Source organism: Paenibacillus marinisediminis (assembly GCF_054343325.1).
In genome coordinates this window covers 1-17,484 of sequence record NZ_JBTGUH010000002.1, presented here as the reverse complement: position 1 = coordinate 17,484, position 17,484 = coordinate 1, and the positions used below count along the sequence as shown (strand labels likewise).

22 protein-coding genes are annotated in these 17,484 nt (G+C 46.0%); 1 reads left to right on the top strand and 21 read right to left on the bottom strand.

Annotated elements, in window-relative coordinates; genetic code table 11:
- Positions 1 to 47 precede the first annotated feature (47 nt).
- The 5 genes from bshA to ACXX53_RS05945 form a co-directional block, all read right to left on the bottom strand.
- Entirely contained in the window at positions 48 to 1,208 is a 1,161-nt protein-coding gene (gene bshA, locus ACXX53_RS05965; RefSeq protein ID WP_458567715.1) for an N-acetyl-alpha-D-glucosaminyl L-malate synthase BshA, read from the bottom strand.
- Positions 1,209 to 1,283: 75 nt separating this feature from the next.
- Positions 1,284 to 1,988: a bacillithiol biosynthesis deacetylase BshB1 gene (bshB1, locus tag ACXX53_RS05960; protein WP_458567714.1), complete on the bottom strand. Its 705-nt coding sequence runs from the start codon at positions 1,986 to 1,988 to the stop codon at positions 1,284 to 1,286.
- Positions 1,988 to 2,410 (bottom strand): methylglyoxal synthase, encoded by a 423-nt coding sequence (locus ACXX53_RS05955; RefSeq protein ID WP_458567713.1) that lies wholly within the window; start codon positions 2,408 to 2,410, stop codon positions 1,988 to 1,990. Before ACXX53_RS05955 ends, bshB1 begins: the two co-directional genes overlap by 1 nt.
- Positions 2,411 to 2,486: 76 nt before the next feature.
- A complete protein-coding gene (gene dapB, locus ACXX53_RS05950; protein ID WP_458567712.1) occupies positions 2,487 to 3,290 on the bottom strand; it encodes a 4-hydroxy-tetrahydrodipicolinate reductase in 804 nt (267 codons plus the stop codon).
- Positions 3,291 to 3,308: 18 nt separating this feature from the next.
- Positions 3,309 to 3,683 carry a nucleotide pyrophosphohydrolase gene (locus ACXX53_RS05945; protein ID WP_458567711.1) on the bottom strand — a complete coding sequence of 125 codons (375 nt, stop codon included), beginning with the start codon at positions 3,681 to 3,683 and terminating at the stop codon, positions 3,309 to 3,311.
- A 184-nt stretch (positions 3,684 to 3,867) separates the two neighbouring features.
- Here ACXX53_RS05945 and ACXX53_RS05940 point away from each other — a divergent pair, with 184 nt between their 5' ends.
- On the top strand, positions 3,868 to 4,737 hold the full coding sequence (locus ACXX53_RS05940) for a YitT family protein (protein ID WP_458567710.1): 870 nt from the start codon (positions 3,868 to 3,870) through the stop codon (positions 4,735 to 4,737).
- 189 nt (positions 4,738 to 4,926) lie between these two features.
- Here ACXX53_RS05940 and ACXX53_RS05935 read toward each other — a convergent pair whose 3' ends face one another.
- From ACXX53_RS05935 to trpA, 16 genes are all read right to left on the bottom strand, one after another.
- A complete protein-coding gene (locus tag ACXX53_RS05935; protein WP_458567709.1) occupies positions 4,927 to 5,778 on the bottom strand; it encodes a sporulation protein YpjB in 852 nt (283 codons plus the stop codon).
- Between the two features lie 77 nt (positions 5,779 to 5,855).
- Positions 5,856 to 6,671 (bottom strand): class I SAM-dependent DNA methyltransferase, encoded by an 816-nt coding sequence (locus ACXX53_RS05930; protein WP_458567708.1) that lies wholly within the window; start codon positions 6,669 to 6,671, stop codon positions 5,856 to 5,858.
- Positions 6,623 to 7,279: a DUF1405 domain-containing protein gene (locus ACXX53_RS05925; protein WP_458567707.1), complete on the bottom strand. Its 657-nt coding sequence runs from the start codon at positions 7,277 to 7,279 to the stop codon at positions 6,623 to 6,625. Before ACXX53_RS05925 ends, ACXX53_RS05930 begins: the two co-directional genes overlap by 49 nt.
- A gap of 94 nt (positions 7,280 to 7,373) precedes the next feature.
- A complete protein-coding gene (locus ACXX53_RS05920) occupies positions 7,374 to 8,249 on the bottom strand; it encodes a c-type cytochrome (RefSeq protein ID WP_458567706.1) in 876 nt (291 codons plus the stop codon).
- Between the two features lie 18 nt (positions 8,250 to 8,267).
- Positions 8,268 to 8,939, bottom strand: a complete 672-nt coding sequence (gene qcrB / locus ACXX53_RS05915; RefSeq protein WP_458567705.1) for a menaquinol-cytochrome c reductase cytochrome b subunit — start codon at positions 8,937 to 8,939, stop codon at positions 8,268 to 8,270.
- 16 nt (positions 8,940 to 8,955) lie between these two features.
- Positions 8,956 to 9,495, bottom strand: coding sequence for a QcrA and Rieske domain-containing protein (locus tag ACXX53_RS05910; RefSeq protein WP_458567704.1), 540 nt, complete (start codon positions 9,493 to 9,495; stop codon positions 8,956 to 8,958).
- A 169-nt stretch (positions 9,496 to 9,664) separates the two neighbouring features.
- Positions 9,665 to 10,114 (bottom strand): DUF2487 family protein, encoded by a 450-nt coding sequence (locus tag ACXX53_RS05905; protein WP_458567703.1) that lies wholly within the window; start codon positions 10,112 to 10,114, stop codon positions 9,665 to 9,667.
- 88 nt (positions 10,115 to 10,202) lie between these two features.
- The gene (locus ACXX53_RS05900; protein ID WP_458567702.1) at positions 10,203 to 10,382 is read right to left on the bottom strand and encodes an IDEAL domain-containing protein; all 180 of its coding nucleotides are present in this window, start codon (positions 10,380 to 10,382) and stop codon (positions 10,203 to 10,205) included.
- A gap of 25 nt (positions 10,383 to 10,407) precedes the next feature.
- Positions 10,408 to 10,914 carry a gamma carbonic anhydrase family protein gene (locus ACXX53_RS05895; RefSeq protein WP_458567701.1) on the bottom strand — a complete coding sequence of 169 codons (507 nt, stop codon included), beginning with the start codon at positions 10,912 to 10,914 and terminating at the stop codon, positions 10,408 to 10,410.
- A gap of 88 nt (positions 10,915 to 11,002) precedes the next feature.
- Positions 11,003 to 12,133: a hypothetical protein gene (locus ACXX53_RS05890; RefSeq protein ID WP_458567700.1), complete on the bottom strand. Its 1,131-nt coding sequence runs from the start codon at positions 12,131 to 12,133 to the stop codon at positions 11,003 to 11,005.
- Positions 12,134 to 12,307: 174 nt separating this feature from the next.
- Positions 12,308 to 12,961, bottom strand: a complete 654-nt coding sequence (locus tag ACXX53_RS05885) for a histidine phosphatase family protein (RefSeq protein WP_458567699.1) — start codon at positions 12,959 to 12,961, stop codon at positions 12,308 to 12,310.
- 12 nt (positions 12,962 to 12,973) lie between these two features.
- Complete coding sequence (locus ACXX53_RS05880) at positions 12,974 to 13,585, bottom strand: zf-HC2 domain-containing protein (protein ID WP_458567698.1); 612 nt, start codon at positions 13,583 to 13,585, stop codon at positions 12,974 to 12,976.
- Between the two features lie 7 nt (positions 13,586 to 13,592).
- Complete coding sequence (locus tag ACXX53_RS05875) at positions 13,593 to 14,168, bottom strand: RNA polymerase sigma factor (protein WP_458567697.1); 576 nt, start codon at positions 14,166 to 14,168, stop codon at positions 13,593 to 13,595.
- A 527-nt stretch (positions 14,169 to 14,695) separates the two neighbouring features.
- Positions 14,696 to 15,790, bottom strand: a complete 1,095-nt coding sequence (locus tag ACXX53_RS05870; RefSeq protein ID WP_458568356.1) for a prephenate dehydrogenase — start codon at positions 15,788 to 15,790, stop codon at positions 14,696 to 14,698.
- Entirely contained in the window at positions 15,784 to 16,881 is a 1,098-nt protein-coding gene (gene hisC / locus ACXX53_RS05865) for a histidinol-phosphate transaminase (protein WP_458567696.1), read from the bottom strand. The genes ACXX53_RS05870 and hisC overlap by 7 nt, the downstream gene beginning before the upstream one ends.
- A gap of 49 nt (positions 16,882 to 16,930) precedes the next feature.
- On the bottom strand, positions 16,931 to 17,484 hold a 554-nt coding region (gene trpA, locus ACXX53_RS05860), incomplete at its 5' end, for a tryptophan synthase subunit alpha (RefSeq protein WP_458567695.1).

The window sequence follows — 17,484 nt, the reverse complement described above, 5'->3', positions numbered from 1 at the left end:
ACTTTGCGTTGACAACTCAATCACCCGCTGAAGAATAGCTCGAGCTATTAACACTGCGGCTTCGGAGCATGAACTTCACGATTCAATACCCGATAGTAGATCTTCTCGTATTCCCAAGTAATAAGATCATTACAGAATACATGGCGAGCCCGATGCAAGCAAGCCTCACGCATGCGTGCCGCCATCTCCTCATCCTGAAGCAGCTGTATCGCATATTCAGCCATCTGCTCAGTATGGCCAATCGGAGCCAGAAAGCCTGTTTCACCATGTGAAACCAGCTCTGGTATTCCGCCCGCCAGCGACCCGATCGTTGGAACACCGCACGCCATCGCTTCCAGCGCTACGAGACCAAAGCTCTCCTTCTCTGAAGGAAGCAGCAGCACATCGGCGAGCGAGATCACCTGCGCGATCTCATCCTGCTTACCGAGAAAATGAACGCGATCCTCCAGGCCCATGCTTTTAATCTTGCACTGCACCTTCGTCATATCAGGACCTTCGCCCACGAACACTAGTCGTGAAGGAACTTGCTCCTGCACTTTCGCGAATATATCCAACACATCTCCAACCCGCTTCACAGGTCGGAAATTTGAAATATGCATCATTATTTTCTCGTGAGGGTACGCAAATTCTGAACGAAGATGCGATATATCACGAGGATAGTAAACACGCTTGTCGATAAAGTTATAAGTTAAATCGATCGGTCGCGCAATATCCAGCAGCTCTCGCGTTTCACGAATAAGATCTTTGGAGACAGCGGTAACTGCATCACTTTCATTGATTGCAAAGCGAATCATATCCTTCAGCGACTCATCCTGAGCCAGAACCGTAATATCTGTTCCATGCAATGTCGTTACAACCTTCAGTCCAGGATTCGCCATCTGTTTAGCCAAGTATGCACACACCGCATGCGGTATCGCATAATGGACATGAAGCAGGTCCAATTGTTGCGAGTTCGCGACCTGTGCCATCTTGCTTGCCAGGGATAAGTCATACGGCGGATAACGAAATACATAATAATCGTTAACTGGAACCTCATGATAATAAATATTTTTCTGAAAGCTGGAGCCTAATCGAAAAGGCAAATGATGTGTTATAAAATGAACCTGATGTCCTCGTTCAGCAAGCAGCTTGCCGAGCTCCGTAGCCACAACTCCAGAGCCGCCTAGCGATGGATAACAAGTGATTCCTATCTTCAGCTTATCTCCCATCGTGTCCCTCCCTCGATCCAAGTATTTCGTCGCATATCGACTGCTGCATGAGTCAATATGAACTCTTGAACCATCTCAATCTAAAAATGATCGGACCGCATAAGGTCCCTTCTGAATAAATCCTTCAGCATAACTCATCCCGCGCCCTTGACCCAGCAGCGCATCTCGAGCAGCTACGCGCTCTACATATCCCTGATTAAGCGGCGTCATGACCACATCTTCACCAGTGCCTGGAGGGGTAAATTGAGATTCATAAGCTTCAAGCGACAGACGCTTTACCTCATATACGTCCGTTACATCTACAAGTAAATCGCAAGGAACCGTGTCATTAATAAAGTAGAAATATGTACTTTCCACTAAATGTGCTGGCACTTCCGACATGTACTTCCGCAATTTCGCATTAAAGACAGCTTCCTGTACCATTTTACTTGCAGCAACATGATCAGGATGGCGATCTTCCCAGTACGGAGCAAATACGATCCGCGGACGATACTTGCGAATGACGCGAACAATTGCCTCAATCTGCTCCTGAACAGGCTGCAGACCGCGATCAGGCAGGCCGATCGTGTGGCGCATCGCCAGCTTCATGTGATCGCTAGCCATTTGCGCTTCCGCCTGCCGCCGCTCCACTGTCCCGTTTGAGGACATTTCTGCAAATGTCAGGTCGCATATCCCTACGCTGTAGCCAGCGCGTTGATGCTTAACCAGCGTTCCCGCCATCCCAATCTCTACATCATCGGGATGGGCTCCGAACGCCAATATATCCAGCTTGAGTTCCATTATTCCTCAATCCCCGGCTTATATTTGTGCTGCAATTCACGCCAAGCGAAGTCGCCGCGTTCCAGTGCTTTGACCAGAATTTCCGCAGTCGCGATATTCGTTGCAAGCGGAATGCCCTGCACATCGCACAGACGAAGCAGTGCATTAATGTCAGGCTCGTGCGGCTGGGCCATAAGTGGATCACGGAGGAATATAATTAAGTCCATTTCATTTTCCGCCACCAATGCGCCAATCTGTTGATCGCCGCCCAGTGGACCTGATTGAAAGCGATGAATCTTAAGGTCTGTCTGATTCATAATTCTCGTACCTGTCGTACCTGTAGAAAATAGGTTGTGACCCTCAAACACATGCTCATACGCGATGACGAAGTTCACCATTTCATCTTTCTTACGATCATGTGCAATGAATGAAATGTTCAGCATGTCGCTCCTCCATTATCTATCTATATTATTAACATTTGAACGAAAGCTTCTAATACTTAAAGCTCTAAGATAAGTTCTAGTCATCCAACAAATGCTCGAAACCATAGATGAGCTGCTGCAATCCCATTACTTTCTTAATAGCCATATTCACACCTGGCATGTAGCCAGCGCGTTCATACGAATCGTGACGAATCTTCAACGTCTGACCATGCCCGCCAAAGATAACTTCCTGCTGTGCGAATACGCCCGGCAGACGCACACTGTGGATACGGAAGCCATTATAATAACCGCCGCGTGAACCTTCAATCACTTCTTCCTCATTCGGGTTGCCCTGACGGAACTCGGAGCGAACTTGTGATATTAGTTCAGCGGTCTTAACGGCTGTACCTGACGGCGCATCCAGCTTCTGATCTCCATGGTATTCGACAATCTCTACGTTAGGCATATATTTAGCAGCTTGTTGAGCAAAGCGCATCATTAGAATGGCTCCGATTGAGAAGTTCGGCGCGATCAGACCGCCTAATTGCTTCTCAGCACACATCTGCTGCAGCTGTTCGATCTCCTCTGGTGAAAGACCAGTCGCTCCGACTATAGGTCTCACTCCATGCTCTATCGCAATTCGAGTATTGTTCATCACAAACTTCGGTGAAGTGAAGTCTACGACAACATCCGGCTTCCATTCAGCTAGCGCTGCTTCTAAGTCGTCCATCACAGTCACTCCGCAAGCCGACTTACCAACCAAACTCGCTGCATCTACTGGTCCTGTTGAACGCGCAATCGCCGCAACTAGCTCGAATGCTTCCTCCTCCAGAACCATCTTGACAACCTCACGGCCCATGCGACCGCTTGCTCCAACAACTGCAACTCTAATTCGTGTCATGAAGTTTCTCCCTTCCTCCTATGAGCCTTGCTCATCAATCCGTGTCCAACGGTCCTTATCACGAGTATTGAACTTATGCATGACATCATCATGCGCCTTCGTCAGATCGATTCCGAGCGAATTGGCGAAGCATAAGATAATGAACAACAGGTCTCCAAGCTCGTTTTCAATTGAGTTGTCCGCCTCAGTTGGTTTCTTCGGCTTCTCACCGTATTGATGATTAATCTCACGCGATAATTCTCCGGCTTCTTCTAGCAAGCGGGCCAGCATCGAGAGCGGACTAAAATATCCCTCTTTAAATTGAGAAATGTATTGGTCCACCTCTGCCTGCATTTGTGCCAAGGGCTTGCTGCGAAGGGAGTCCAAGAATGCTTGTCGATTCATCTCTGTCATGACATCCCCTTCTTGCACATACGACTTGAACATACGATATGTAAGTTTCTATGTTTCCTATGTTATCGTAAAGACAAGTGGAAAACAAATGCTTTTTATACTACCATCAATTAGATATACTAATGAAGGATCACCTTAAATGTACCTGCAGAATTCGGAATAGACATGGAGGCATAAAGGACTTATGACAACGCCAATCTTCAGAAAAATGTGGCATACTTTCCTACCCATTACGATCGGAACCGCTATTTATGCATTTGGGCTTATTTACTTCATCATTCCAAACCAATTGATGGAAGGCGGGGTCACAGGGATTACGGTGTTGCTTAATTACGCGGCCGATATCAGTCCCTCGCTATCCACACTTCTGCTTAACATCCCGCTCTTTATTATCGGTTGGCGTTCATTAGGAAAGATACAGATGATGTACAGTATATACGGAGTACTCTCTCTTACCTTTTTCCTATGGTTGTTTGAGCAAGCCGTCAAGCGGGAGTTGATCATTCCTTTTCAGACGGAGCATGACTTTATACTTGCGACACTATATGCCGGTGTGACGCTGGGTACGGGGCTTGGCATCGTGTTCCGCTTCGGCGGCACGACAGGCGGAGTAGATATTCTCGCGCGAATGGCGAATCGAAAGTACAATATCAGTATGGGGCAATTCATCTTACTTATGGATATTTTCATTATCGGCTCTGCTTTATTCTACATACCTAAGGAGAAGATCCTATATACACTTGTTGCTGTCTTTATCTCATCTAAGATGATTGATTTCATTCAAGAAGGAGCATACGCAGCCAAAGCCTATACCATCATTTCTGAGCACGCCGAAGAGATCGGTGCAATGATAACGACCGAATTGGAACGCGGCGTGACCTTGATTCCCGCGATCGGCTTCTATTCCCGTAAGAACAATCATATGATCTATTGCGTAGTCAGTCGTTCAGAGATGCGCCAATTGCGTGCCATAGTAAAGTCAATTGACCCACGCGCATTTATTGTAGTAAGCGAGGTACACGACGTTCTGGGCGAAGGGTTCAAGGAGGACTAACAACCACTCCGATTATTGCACATATGATAAATTATCTTTACTCGAACACGGGTTGTCTCATGATGAGTCAGCCCGTTTATATATCGGATCTAATTCAAATTTGCATATAAAAAAACACAGCGGCTACAGGATATCCTGAAGCCGCTGTGTTTTCGAATGTTTGAACTATAATAATTGCCATTGCATGTATCATTGTGAGATGTTACCCCACGGACCGTTCCACATTTCATCATCACGATGTTGATATTTGATGTAGCCTACATATGCCAATGTCACTGACACGATACACGCTAACCACATGACACTCTTCCATGGGATAGAAGATTCACCTGCATGAGCCCATGTCGTTTGATCCCTGCCATGGCCGAACAACGCCCGCATCCACACTTCCTCAGCATCTCGAAGCGCAGCCTTCGCTTGGTCGATTCCAGCTTGATTCTCATGCGTCTTCTTGACGAGCGCAACTAAGGAACTCATCATTTCCACAGTCTGGATTGGACGCTGCATCGTAACGGCAGGCAGAATGCGATCAACATGCTCCATCCATGCTGAGCTGACCTTGATCCATTGCTCCTTCGTCTCGGCTTGCAGCATATCCGACATTTCCTGATGCAGTACCTTGTCATATTGAAGCCACATCGGCTTCTTCGGATGCGTTATCGCATCGACAGCCAGTCTCAGTCTGGAAGTCATATGCATCAGCTTCTGAGGCTGGATCTGAACGCGATGCAGCTCGTTCTTAACTTGAATGACAGAATCGGATATGGCTTTCACTTGCTCAATCCGCATATGATCAAACATGCCCCGATCGCTTAGCAGCGCTTCAATATCTGCCATCCTCGCGATACCTTTCAGCACATCGCCAACTACCGATAATTGATATAAGCTCTCTGACAGCATATCAACTTGTTCCCATCGCGATTTCACATCTTCTTCATCCATTGACTGCACGGTTGGAGCCTGCAATGCTGCAATAGCGCCTGTCCCATGGACTAACAGCAGCACCACAGCTAACAGTATAGCGACCACATAACGCTGCATGTCCATCCCCCCTCCAGTGTTAACCTATGGGGAGATGTCCAGATTTAGAACTGCAAATTCCGCTTGTAACCACAGCGTTACTTACGTCGTCGGCATATCGCTACTATCTGTACGCTGGAACCGTTCAATTCGTCTCCACGCCAGTTTCCATATACATGTTCAATGTCAAACCCGTTATATTCCAGCAAACGGCGAAGCTCTTGCGGATATGTATAGCGCAGATCAATGACAGCTTGCTCCGTTCTTAGCAGCCTATCTCCATTTTTGAAGAAGCGGTACGTCACATTATGCTGAATTTGACTGATCGGATCATAGGTACTGTTATAAAAGTACTCCACCGTTTCCCCATTAGGCATGGATATACAATGTGACAACTCGGTTCCATCTGAGGTCGCTAATTCTTCACTGGTCGCATTTCGCAGATCGAATATGAGCAGTCCATTCTCCTTCAGCATATGATGTACATTCTTCACAAAGGTCTCCTGCTCCGCATTCGTTAATAGATGTTGAAATGAATTGCCAGCCATGTACACAGCGTCAACAAGCTCCTCTGGATTCCATTCCAGCATATTGGCAAGAATCCATTGAGCCTCTACGCTTTTCGCTTGTGCTTTATCTCTAGCTAATGCCAGCATCGAGTCCGTTATGTCAACACCTGTCATTTCGAAGCCTTCCTCGGCCATAGGTATCGTGACTCTACCCGTACCGCATGCAAGCTCGACAACGCGCCGAGCAGATTGCCCAAGCCATTTCAACAGCATAGGCATCTCGGCTGCCCCTTTATTTTCTACATCATATTGCTCTGGATTCACATACTCTTCTAAATTTGTGTTGGCATGTAGATTCATTTGTAATATCCCTCTCGAAGCTTCTGCTTCTCCCTTTGTCTCCATGCAAGAAATCCTGCTAGAATGCTAATGCCTGTTAAAATGAACGTAAACCACGCTACAGCCGTGATATCATCCCATAACGTGCGAGGCAGCCAAGGATAGATGTCGTATGTATAATCCAATACATCATTCAACCAAGTATACATGCCCGCTATGATCAGGCTTACAGCTCCAAAACGGAATAATCGCACATAGAGTAATGCTTCAACCGCCATAGCGGTATGTGAAGCCATCAGCATCCAGTCCTGCCAAATCAACGGTTCACCTTGTACTGTGCCTGCGATGATCATCGCACATGCCCAGACTCCATATTTAACCGATGTCACAACAGCAAGTGCTTCAATAATGACACGCACGATGTGCAGAATGCCAGAGTTCCGCTTCGGTGGAAAGAGCAGGAACAATAAGGCCAAGGTAAAGAACAAGCTTGCTGTCGGACTATCGGGTACGAATGTGATCAGCCAATGCGGCTTAGTTTCCCAAGTCTGGATTAGCTGTTGCTTGTACCAATAATAACCATATATTGTGCCGATAAAGTTCGAGATAAACAGCGCCCATAACAACCAGCGCTGCTTCAGAAATGAGCGGCTAACATACCAAGACAATTGCAACAGAACCCCTCCAAATCAATATAGACGAAAGATGCTACCTTCAAATAAATACAACCTGATCGTGTTCACGATCAGGTTGTATACCTACTATATCTTACTCCGCAGCCTTTTGTTTCGCAAGCCACTCGGTAATCTTCACGATCTCTTCTTCGGTTACACCGTTCTTCAGAGCACTCTCGTACATTGGCTTCATCGGTCCTTCATGCAGGAAAGCTAAGATTTCATCTTGGCTCTTTCTATCGCCAACACCTCTTAGGCTTGGTCCATTTGAGGTACCTTTGAGATCATCAGCGTGACAAGCTAGACATTGCGCCTTCTTCATCAGCTCAAGAGCCGGATCCTCAGGCTCGACGAGAGCAACCACAGCCTTATTCTTCTTAGGCTGGCCTGTCTCTTTGCCTTCTTCTGCAGCCTGACGGGCTTTTTCTTCACGCTCGATATGTTCAGGAACGATATTGAGTTCCTTCAGTTCTGCCTGGTATCCGCTCCATGCGATTCGCGTAAGCGCGATGATCGCAATCAACGAAACGAGCATTAGCGAGGTAGCAATCGGGCGCTTATAGAAGCGTCTTTCTTTACCTGTGTCCAGGAAAGGAGCTAACACGAGCCCGCCAAACGCTAAACCAGGGATAACCATCGTACCGAGGACAGTGTAATCACCTGAAGTGTAAGGAAACTTCAACAATTGATACAGGAACAAGAAGTACCAGTCCGGTATCGGAATAAAGTTAGCGTTCGGATCCGCAGGGTAACCAAGCGGAGCTGGCTCCGAGATGGTCAGAACCAAAATAGCGACGAGTGCTACTACACCAACCATCCATTCCTTTAATAGAAAGTTCGGAATGAATGCCTCAGATTTACCCGGATAAGCGGAGTAATCTACCGGAAGCGGTGTAGTTCCGCTTTTTTTCTTAACCCGGGAATCACCGACATACACAATTTTTTCATTTGATGAAGGCTTGTGCGCCATGTGGTTTCTCCTCCTCTCTTATAGCGGTCCTGAGATGCCTTGTCGGCGAATCATAAAGAAATGAGCACCCAGCAAGGTTAATAGGCCTGCCGGCAGGAAAAATACATGGATTGCAAAGAATCGTGTCAAGGTCTGTGTACCTACGATAGTACCGCCCTGCATCAACTCTTTAATATACGGTCCGATATACGGGACTGTATCTGCGATTTCCATCGTAACCTTGGTTGCATAATAGGATTTGTTATCCCAAGGCAACAGGTAACCTGTTAAGCCAAGACCCAGCATGAGGAAGAATAGCAGCATTCCGACTACCCAGTTCATCTCACGAGGAGCCTTATAGGATCCAGTGAAAAATACACGAAGCGTATGTAAGAACATCATTACGATTACAAGTGAAGCTCCCCAGTGGTGCATGCCGCGAACGATATTCCCAAAGGCTACCTTCGTTTGCAAATATTCAACACTGTAGTATGCGTTCACAATATCCGGCACATAATACATAGTAAGGAACATACCGGACAAGATCTGGATTACAGTAATAAAGAACGTCAATCCGCCAAAGCAATACACGAATGCGGAAAAATGATGCGCGGGGTTGACGTGCTCCGGCACTTCATGGTCGGCTACGTCTCGCCACATCGGCGTAATATCAAGACGTTCATCGATCCAGTTGTACACACCTTTAGCCATCAGTCATTGCGCCTCCTTATTTCACGCGTGTATTCGGCTTCTTATCGCCCAGATAGACGAAGCCATTGTCAATCCTAACCGTGTACTCATCCAACGGTGCGCGAGCGACAGCTAGCTGTTTGCCATCTTTGGTGTAGTGCGCGCCATGGCATGGACAAAAATACTGATCCTTATATGCAGCATTGTTGTTCCAACCGACCACGCAACCTAAGTGCTTGCATATTGGAGACAGTGCTAGGACACCCACATCATCCTTCATGATCCATGCTTTCAGCGTAACCGTGCTCTCGTACCATCCGTCCACTTGTAAAATATCAAATTTGAACTCTTGCGGTGTATCAGTCAGCTTGCTGACTTCCACTACTTTAATGAAGTTACCTTCTTTCTTCTTCACCAATAGCGGATCTACCGCAAAACGGATCATTGGCAACGCTGCTCCGCCAACCATGAAAGCGCTTGCCCCACCTAACGTATAGGAAAGAAATTGTCGACGTGACATTTCCTTGCGCGCCAGCGGTTTGTGAGGTGTCTGCTCATTCTCATGCGAATTGCTCATCGTTTCTACCCCCTTTGCCCAACCGTTCTCACAGCTTTCAATGACGATTATCACATTCTTACTAGGACATTCCTATAATATCCCAGCACTATGTCATCGTCAATATTTTACCAATTTATTTGGAACAATCAACCAATATATTGAACGAAATGTTGATATATTGTCACAATTAATTCATATTTTCTCCAGTTGTCCACATTTCTTGGATGCACGCATTCACGTATGAAGCAGAGCTGCTGTAGTCTTTCTGTCTATTATCATTAGGAGTGAGCACGAGATCAGCTGCGAAGAGAATCTTGTCGGGGATTGTCAATTGTGACGACATGATGACGACATATCGGAAGTTAGACTGCTTCAATTGCTGGATAAAAGCATTCAGTACCTTCCACTGTTCGTCGGTTGAACCTGAGTGTTCTGCATAGTGGTACGCTGGATATGTGACGATACGTCCGTGAAATGGCCCTTCCGCTAGATCTAGCCAGTCTCTTAGATCCTCTAGCTTAAGCGCTGCTTCAACCGGGGATTCGATTCCGCTTAAGCCCGTGACAGGCAGCAGGCATGTATCTAGATAAGGTTTCCACTCTTCCCATTGCTCCAATGTTAACTCACTAAATTTCATGATGTTCCTCCCAACACATATTTTCCTGATTATTCCTTCTTATTATACCGATAATCACAAAAAAAAGAAGAACCGTTATTCGGATTCTTCATTGTATCGCCTTCAATTCTGTTGTCAGCATCTGAAACGCAGCTTCATCACCAGCGACCAGCGCTTGATCAATAGCTTCGTAAATTTGGCGGGTGCGGTATTTTTTTATTGCGTCATCCCAAACCATCTCTGCTGTCAAACTCAGCATCGCTTCATATGTTACTTTCATTTTATCCATAGGACGCACCTCCAAACCAGAACGATTAAGAGATCCTATATTCCTTTCCTTTCACCACATAACTGTCTGTTGTTCGCTTCATTCGCTCTATGTCATCATCAGTCAGCTCGCGAACGACACGAGCGGGTGAACCTAGAGAGAGGGTATAGGCTGGTATTTTTTTATTTTCGGTAACGACCGAACCGGCTCCTACTAAAGCATATTCACCGATGTCCGCCCCGTTCAGTACAATCGCCCCCATGCCAATCAATGTACCTTTGCCTATCTGGCAGCCGTGAATGATTGCGCCGTGACCGACCGAGACTCGATCCTGAACGATTAGCGGTTGATCCGTGTTTACGTGGCCGATCGCTCCGTCTTGTATATTGACACATTGACCAATTCTTATTGGAGCCAGATCTCCGCGCAATACGGCGTTGAACCAAATGGTAGACTCCGAACCGATCTCAACATCACCAATTATTTTTGCACCATCAGCTATATAAACAGATTGATGCGCTCTTGGAATGATCCCCTGATATGGAATGAACATATTCCGCTGCCTCCTCCAACTTATCAATGCTTGGGCCAACACCCAATTTCATATGTAAAAAGTTGGACTCATAGTATCAACGGAACATTTATTTGTCAATCTTCAGATTGATCTTATCTTCGTGAGGCACGTACACTCCTTGAATGAGCGTCTGTCCTCGTCTTGTAATCTGAACGACCGCCCCATAATCTGGATGATCTCCGTAACGAAGCAATCCTAGATGCACCATCATCCTAACGATGCGCTGTCTAATAATGTTCGCTGGACTATCGTAATAAAATGGTTTTACGTAAGGCAGCAGCACGGATTCCAAAGAATCAAGCGTCGTCCACTTCCCTGTACACTTATAGATCCAGTTAACAATCGACAGCAGATTAGGAATTGCGTTCTTGTACAGCTTTAGCCAGAAACGATATATAGGTTGCACCGGCTCGTAACTTGAGCCGCTATGCAGTCTTTCAAGCCCTGCTTGCGATAATGATAGCTTGGCTTCTTGCTCCTCAATCCATCCTTGATAGAATGCATAGTCATACAGCAGGGACATACGGTTTGGATAATTATGAAACCTGCGTCCATACCCAAAGCGCCACTCCCCTTTCTGTACAATAGCTTCAGAGATCGATAGCGTCTCCAATAGCTGCTGCTGCGCCTTCTTATACATGACGCCTTCTGCATTTAATAGAACAGAATCCGTATGTATGAAATCCAGCAGCTTCACTACATCCTCACCTAGATGTCCATCTTCATCTCGGTAGGCTTCCGGTTCTTGAACATATTGCAGTTCATGTTCAAATCTGCGGTGCAATACATCTCTAAAGCGCAGCTTCATATCTTCAGGGATCTGAAACAAATACTTCGTATTCGGACTGCATCCATTGAACAACCATCCGCTTTGCTTAAATTTCACGATAATATCACGAGGCGGCGGCAAGCTCTCCTTCTGCTGCTCCATATCGAAACGCGTCTGCTGGACGCGAGCGACAAGATCCTCTAAGCTGAACGAAGTGCGCTGATCAAATAGAATGGAGTTCAAAAAGCGCAGCTCCTCTAGCGACATATCCATGACGTATCGTTCGAATACGTCCTTTCTGCCCAGCACTGATAAGATGGACTGAATCAGCTCATGCTTGGAATGCTTGTTGCATTCACAGTCATATCGCTTCGCTATTAGTGTCAGTTGAGCAATGTCCGCATAACTGAGCATATCCGCTAAATTCACGCCTTCCCTCCTCCCGATCTTATTTTGCATCATGCCGAATCTTCGTTATCCATTATCCATTATTGGAAAATCTCCAACTTTTATTCAATTCATCTCAATAGTCTCGCAACAAAAATAAGCTTTCAAAACCACTGTCGCAGTGATTCTGAAAGCTTATGCTTCTATAAAACATATTCAAATGTTGCGTTGAATCGCAAATGCATCTGATGGCTGCATATGTTTCGTGCAATTAAATAGGATGGGGTTCCAGCTTGAACCATCTCTCTCAAGTACAGAATAGGACAAGTTCGAGATGTTAGCTTGTACCCGCCCTCCTAATAATACGGCAAACAATTGAGCAAGCCAGCTGCCATGTGTAACAAGCAATAAGCTCTTGCCTTCTTCACGCTGTGCGATGGCTTCCAGCGCATTCAGCGCTCGAGATTGAAGAGCCGTATCACTTTCCTGTCCGAGGTCCATCTTCCGCCAATCCGATCCCCATCGCTGCTCTCGCACTTCAGGAGTAGTGCCTTCAACGAGACCATATGCTCGTTCTCGAAGCCCGTGATCCGGATTAAGCAGAGGAATATTAAGCTTATCTGCAATAATGTGAGCGGTCTCTTCCGCACGCTGCATTCCGCTTGACATGACGCCGGCGAATGGATAGCTGCCTTCTTCCTTATATAAGCGATTTGCTAATAAACGAGCTTGCATTCTGCCTGTATCGTTTAAGGGTATGTCCGTCTGGCCTTGAATCTTGCCAAGCACATTCCAGTCCGTCAACCCATGTCTTACTAATCCAATGTATTGCTTACCCATGCGCTCACCTTCGGCTTCCAATGAATTCATTTCATTATGAAACTATTCCTTTGCCCGTGTCAACCAGTTCAGCAGCAACAAGGCAAGTGAAATACCGAATAACGAAAGCGCAATCCAGTATTGCGGCACTGTCGGCACCACATCCAGCAGAACTGGGTCATTGGCGCCAAAATCAGGCAGTTCCATTTCAATTGAACTTACTTCAGATTCAACACTCCCCACGACAACTGTCGGCACGATGCCAGTCGCAGGCTTGGCCATTGGTTGCTCCGCAGTCACCGCTAAAGCTAATAAACCAGATAAAAACACAGCAAGACAGAATGATACGATGCCGGCAAATATATTCCGCATTCTCGGACTCATCCTGTTGCCGCGTCTATGAGCAGGAGTAAACCACGGAATGTCATTATAGATCCGTTCCATGACATCCTCTGGCCTAAACTGATGAGCTGGCACCTCGTTATCCCAATCGATGGCTCTCAAGCTCCAGTCGGTCATGTCTTCATCCCATTGTTCACTTACATTCCAGACATTGTACTGTTCCGTACAACTCTCACAATCCTGTAAATGTCGTTCAATCTCCTGTCTCAGCGGATCGTCAGCAGGCATATCGGCATATTCCGATATCCAATCGAGCGCTTCCGCACATTCCATAAGCTGTTCATCCCTTCAAACCAGGCTCCGAAACATAGCCTTCCAGCTGCACCTTGATGCTTGCACGAGCACGAAACAACAATGATTTGACAGAACTGACTGTTTGCCCCAGCTTATGCGCAATCTCTTGGTACTCTAATTGTTCATATTCACGAAGTATAATGGCTGATCGCTGCTTCTCAGGCAGTCGATTGATCGCTTCTCGAACGAGATGCACTTTCTCGTTGCGAAGGATAGCATTCTCTGGAACGATCTCTTTCGGCGCTTCAGGGACAATACTGTTGTCTTCATCCAAAGACAGTTGAATGCTTCGTTGCTTGCGAAGCTCACTTAGTACAGTATTGCGAGCAATCGTATATAACCATGTTGAGAATGAAGCTTCTGCTTCCCGAAACGTATGTAAGCTTCGAAACGCCTTATAAAAGGTTTCTGCACATAAATCTTCAGCTAACAGCTCTTGTTGAGAGCTCCTAAGCATGTGATAAATAAAAGCCAATACCTTGCGTTGATAACGATTCATCAATTCCGCGTATAAATCTACGTCTCCGTCTTTAATACCACGGATGATTTCGGAATCAGTCATGGATTGCGTCCTCCTTGCTTTCCACTGCGCTCCCGATGTACTGACTTACTTGTATATACCTATAAGGGAACTAATAGTTGCGGTTAATAAAAACTGTTTTCCAAAAAAACTATATGAATTTAGCATGATATGTTATCTTTTGTCATTATTTCAGATGCGCTATTATTCTACCATAGAAAACTTTAGGAATCCTTAATTTTTTTTAATCTTTTATGCCAAATACAAGAAAACATCTAAAAATAATTACCCCAAAAGCTAATTTATTTAACAACCATTCAAATGATGACTGTTTTTATCGTGGATGTCCAGCATTAATATATGCTGCAACAAAAAAAAACGCCACTATGAATAGTGGCGAGTGCTTAAATTCGTAAGCACATAAATTGGATAGGAGTGGAGAGAAACCATACTGTACTTTTATTATATTGTATACGTTTTCAAACTGTCAATATATTCTGCAATATTAATTTCATCAATTTTCTAAATTCTCCTATTAATTAGACAAAACTCCCTTTATTTACCTATTTTTATACATATACGGTAAATCCAAGTGTAGAAAGTAAGCCTTTTGCTGCATCCCAAGCCTTCTGATCGCGGAATGATAACCTCAGCACGCCTGGCACATCTTCACGACTCTCAATAATTTGAACGTTGCTCAAGTTGACATTATGATTGCCAAGCTCTGTAGTTATTCTACCGATGATCCCTGGTTCATCAGGAACGTCAACATATAGTTCATATAGCGAATGAATGACACCCTTGCGTCGCTCAGGCATTCTGCCGCGGAATTCTCCAGAGTTCATAAAGGAATCTCGAATAAACTGCGAGTCCTGATTCTCTAGAACATCAATCCACTGCTCAACTGACGCCTTCCAATCTGTCAGCAGATCCAGCATAACACCGCGATTATTGATTAGAATATCGCTCCATATGGTCGGGTCACTTGATGCGATTCGTGTAATATCACGAAATCCGCCTGCAGCCAGCAAGACATACATATCATTGTCTTCATTGTAATGGCGGACCTGATTCACTAATGCCGTTGCTACTATGTGCGGCAAATGACTGATCGCTCCTACCACACGGTCATGTTCCACTGGATTCATGCGTATAAGATGAGCGCGTGTATGTAGAAGCAGATTCGTTAAACGTTGATAAGCCTCCTCATCAGTACCAGGCTCGGGTGTCAGGACATAATAAGCATTTTCAAATAGCAGTACAGACGCCGCTTCCACTCCAGAACGCTCTGAACCTGCCATAGGATGTCCACCAATAAAGTGTACCCCTTGCCAATCAAGCTCCTGAGCGCACTTCGAGACAGACGCTTTTGTGCTGCCTACATCTGTAACGACACAGCCGCGTTTAAGCGGTAAAGCACTGAGACGGACAAGCATCTCATTCAGTATGCCGACGGGAGAACAAATGAATATAAAGTCAGCATCATGCACGGCTTCAACCAGCGAAGTCGTCGCTGAATCAACCACACCTAGTTCGACATATTTTGCCGTCGAGACAGAGTTAGGTGAATAGCCGGTTACATGAATGCCAGGCTTGCCGCGAAAGCAAAGGGCGAGGGAGCCGCCGATCAACCCCACGCCCAGAATAGCTACTTTTATCATGATGTCACCTTAACCTCTTGTACTATCTGCTTCAACGCAGCTATCAGACCTTCATTTTGTTCCGGACGTCCAACTGTAATCCGAATATGGTTCGGGTACAAACGATGTCCCGCGCGAGTAATGAAGCCTTTATGCAACAAGAGTTCAAACATCTGTGCGGATGGCATACCGCAATCCACCATGATAAAGTTGCCGTGTGCCGGGAAGCTTGTAAAGCCTAAACGATCGAACTCCGCTTGCAGATATCGGATACCTTGCGCATTCTTCACTTTGCAGCTATCGATAAATGCTGTATCTTGAATTGACGCTAATGCCGCTGCTTGAGCGAAGCGCGTCGTGTTAAACGGTTCGCGAACCTGATTGATCGTGCGAATCACGTCTGAGTGACCGATACCGTAGCCGATACGAAGCGCAGCGAGACCATGTATCTTCGAAAATGTTCGCAGCGTAATCAAGTTCGGGTATTGCTTTAACAACGAGAATGCATCTGGGAAAGCTTCGTCCGTTACGTATTCACAGTATGCTTCATCCAATACGACAATTACATTAGCAGGCACACGCTCCATAAATGCCGCTACCTCATCGTGACTAATTATCGTACCTGTCGGGTTGTTAGGATTACAGATCCAGATAATCTTCGTGCGATCGGTTACAGCCTTCAGCATAGCATCAAGATCATGGGTGCCATCCTTGAGAGGCACCTCCACAATTACAGCACCTTCGATCACCGCATTATGCTTGTATTGCGGAAATGTCTGATCAGCCATAATCGTCTCATCGCCCTGTAAGAGATAAGCGCGGCACAGCATCAATATAATCTCATCCGAACCGGCGCCGAATATAACCTGATTGGCATCCACATTAAAATGCTCCGCCACAGCGCGGGTCAGGCTTACCGCTGCACCGTCTGGATAGATGTTTGTGTTGTTCATTTCCGCAAGTATTGCTTGCTTAGCCTTCTCAGAGGATCCGTATGGATTCTCATTTGAAGCGAGTTTAACGACGGAATCTAATCCGTATTCCCGCTTAATATCCTCGGCAGACTTGCCCGGTTGATAGACTGGCAAATGTACGACAGTGCTTTTCGGTTGCATCCTAAACCCCACCCTTTCCACAATTGGATCTATTTATATGATCAAATTTTTATGATTTCAATTGTCGCACAAAATTACAAATTTGCAAGACCCCTTCTTTCTCAGTTTGCGGATCGCCTAGCAGCGGCAGGGCTTCCTCGACTTGCTTCACAATCGCGCTGCCCACGATAACCCCGTCACAATGATCTGAGAATTGCTCAACATGTGCACGTGTAGATATACCGAAGCCTACAGCAATCGGCAGATCAGTGGCTGCTCTTACTTCGTCGAGGAACGAATTCACTTCATCGCCAAAGGAATCGCGAGTTCCTGTTACGCCGAGCGATGACACACAATAGACAAATCCTCTGCCAGTGCTGACGATGCGGCGAATCCGCTCCTTCGAAGTCGGAGCTACCAAAGGTATAAGGTGTACACCGAAGCTGTCAGCCCCCTCTAGAACAGCAGCATTCTCTTCAACCGGCAGGTCCGGAATAATGATTCCGCTAATATCAGCAGCCTGCAGCTCTGAGAACAGCCGATCCATACCATATTGCAGTACAGGATTATAATAAGTGAACAGCACATATGGTATCTTGGCGCCTTCAGCGCGAGCGCGACGCG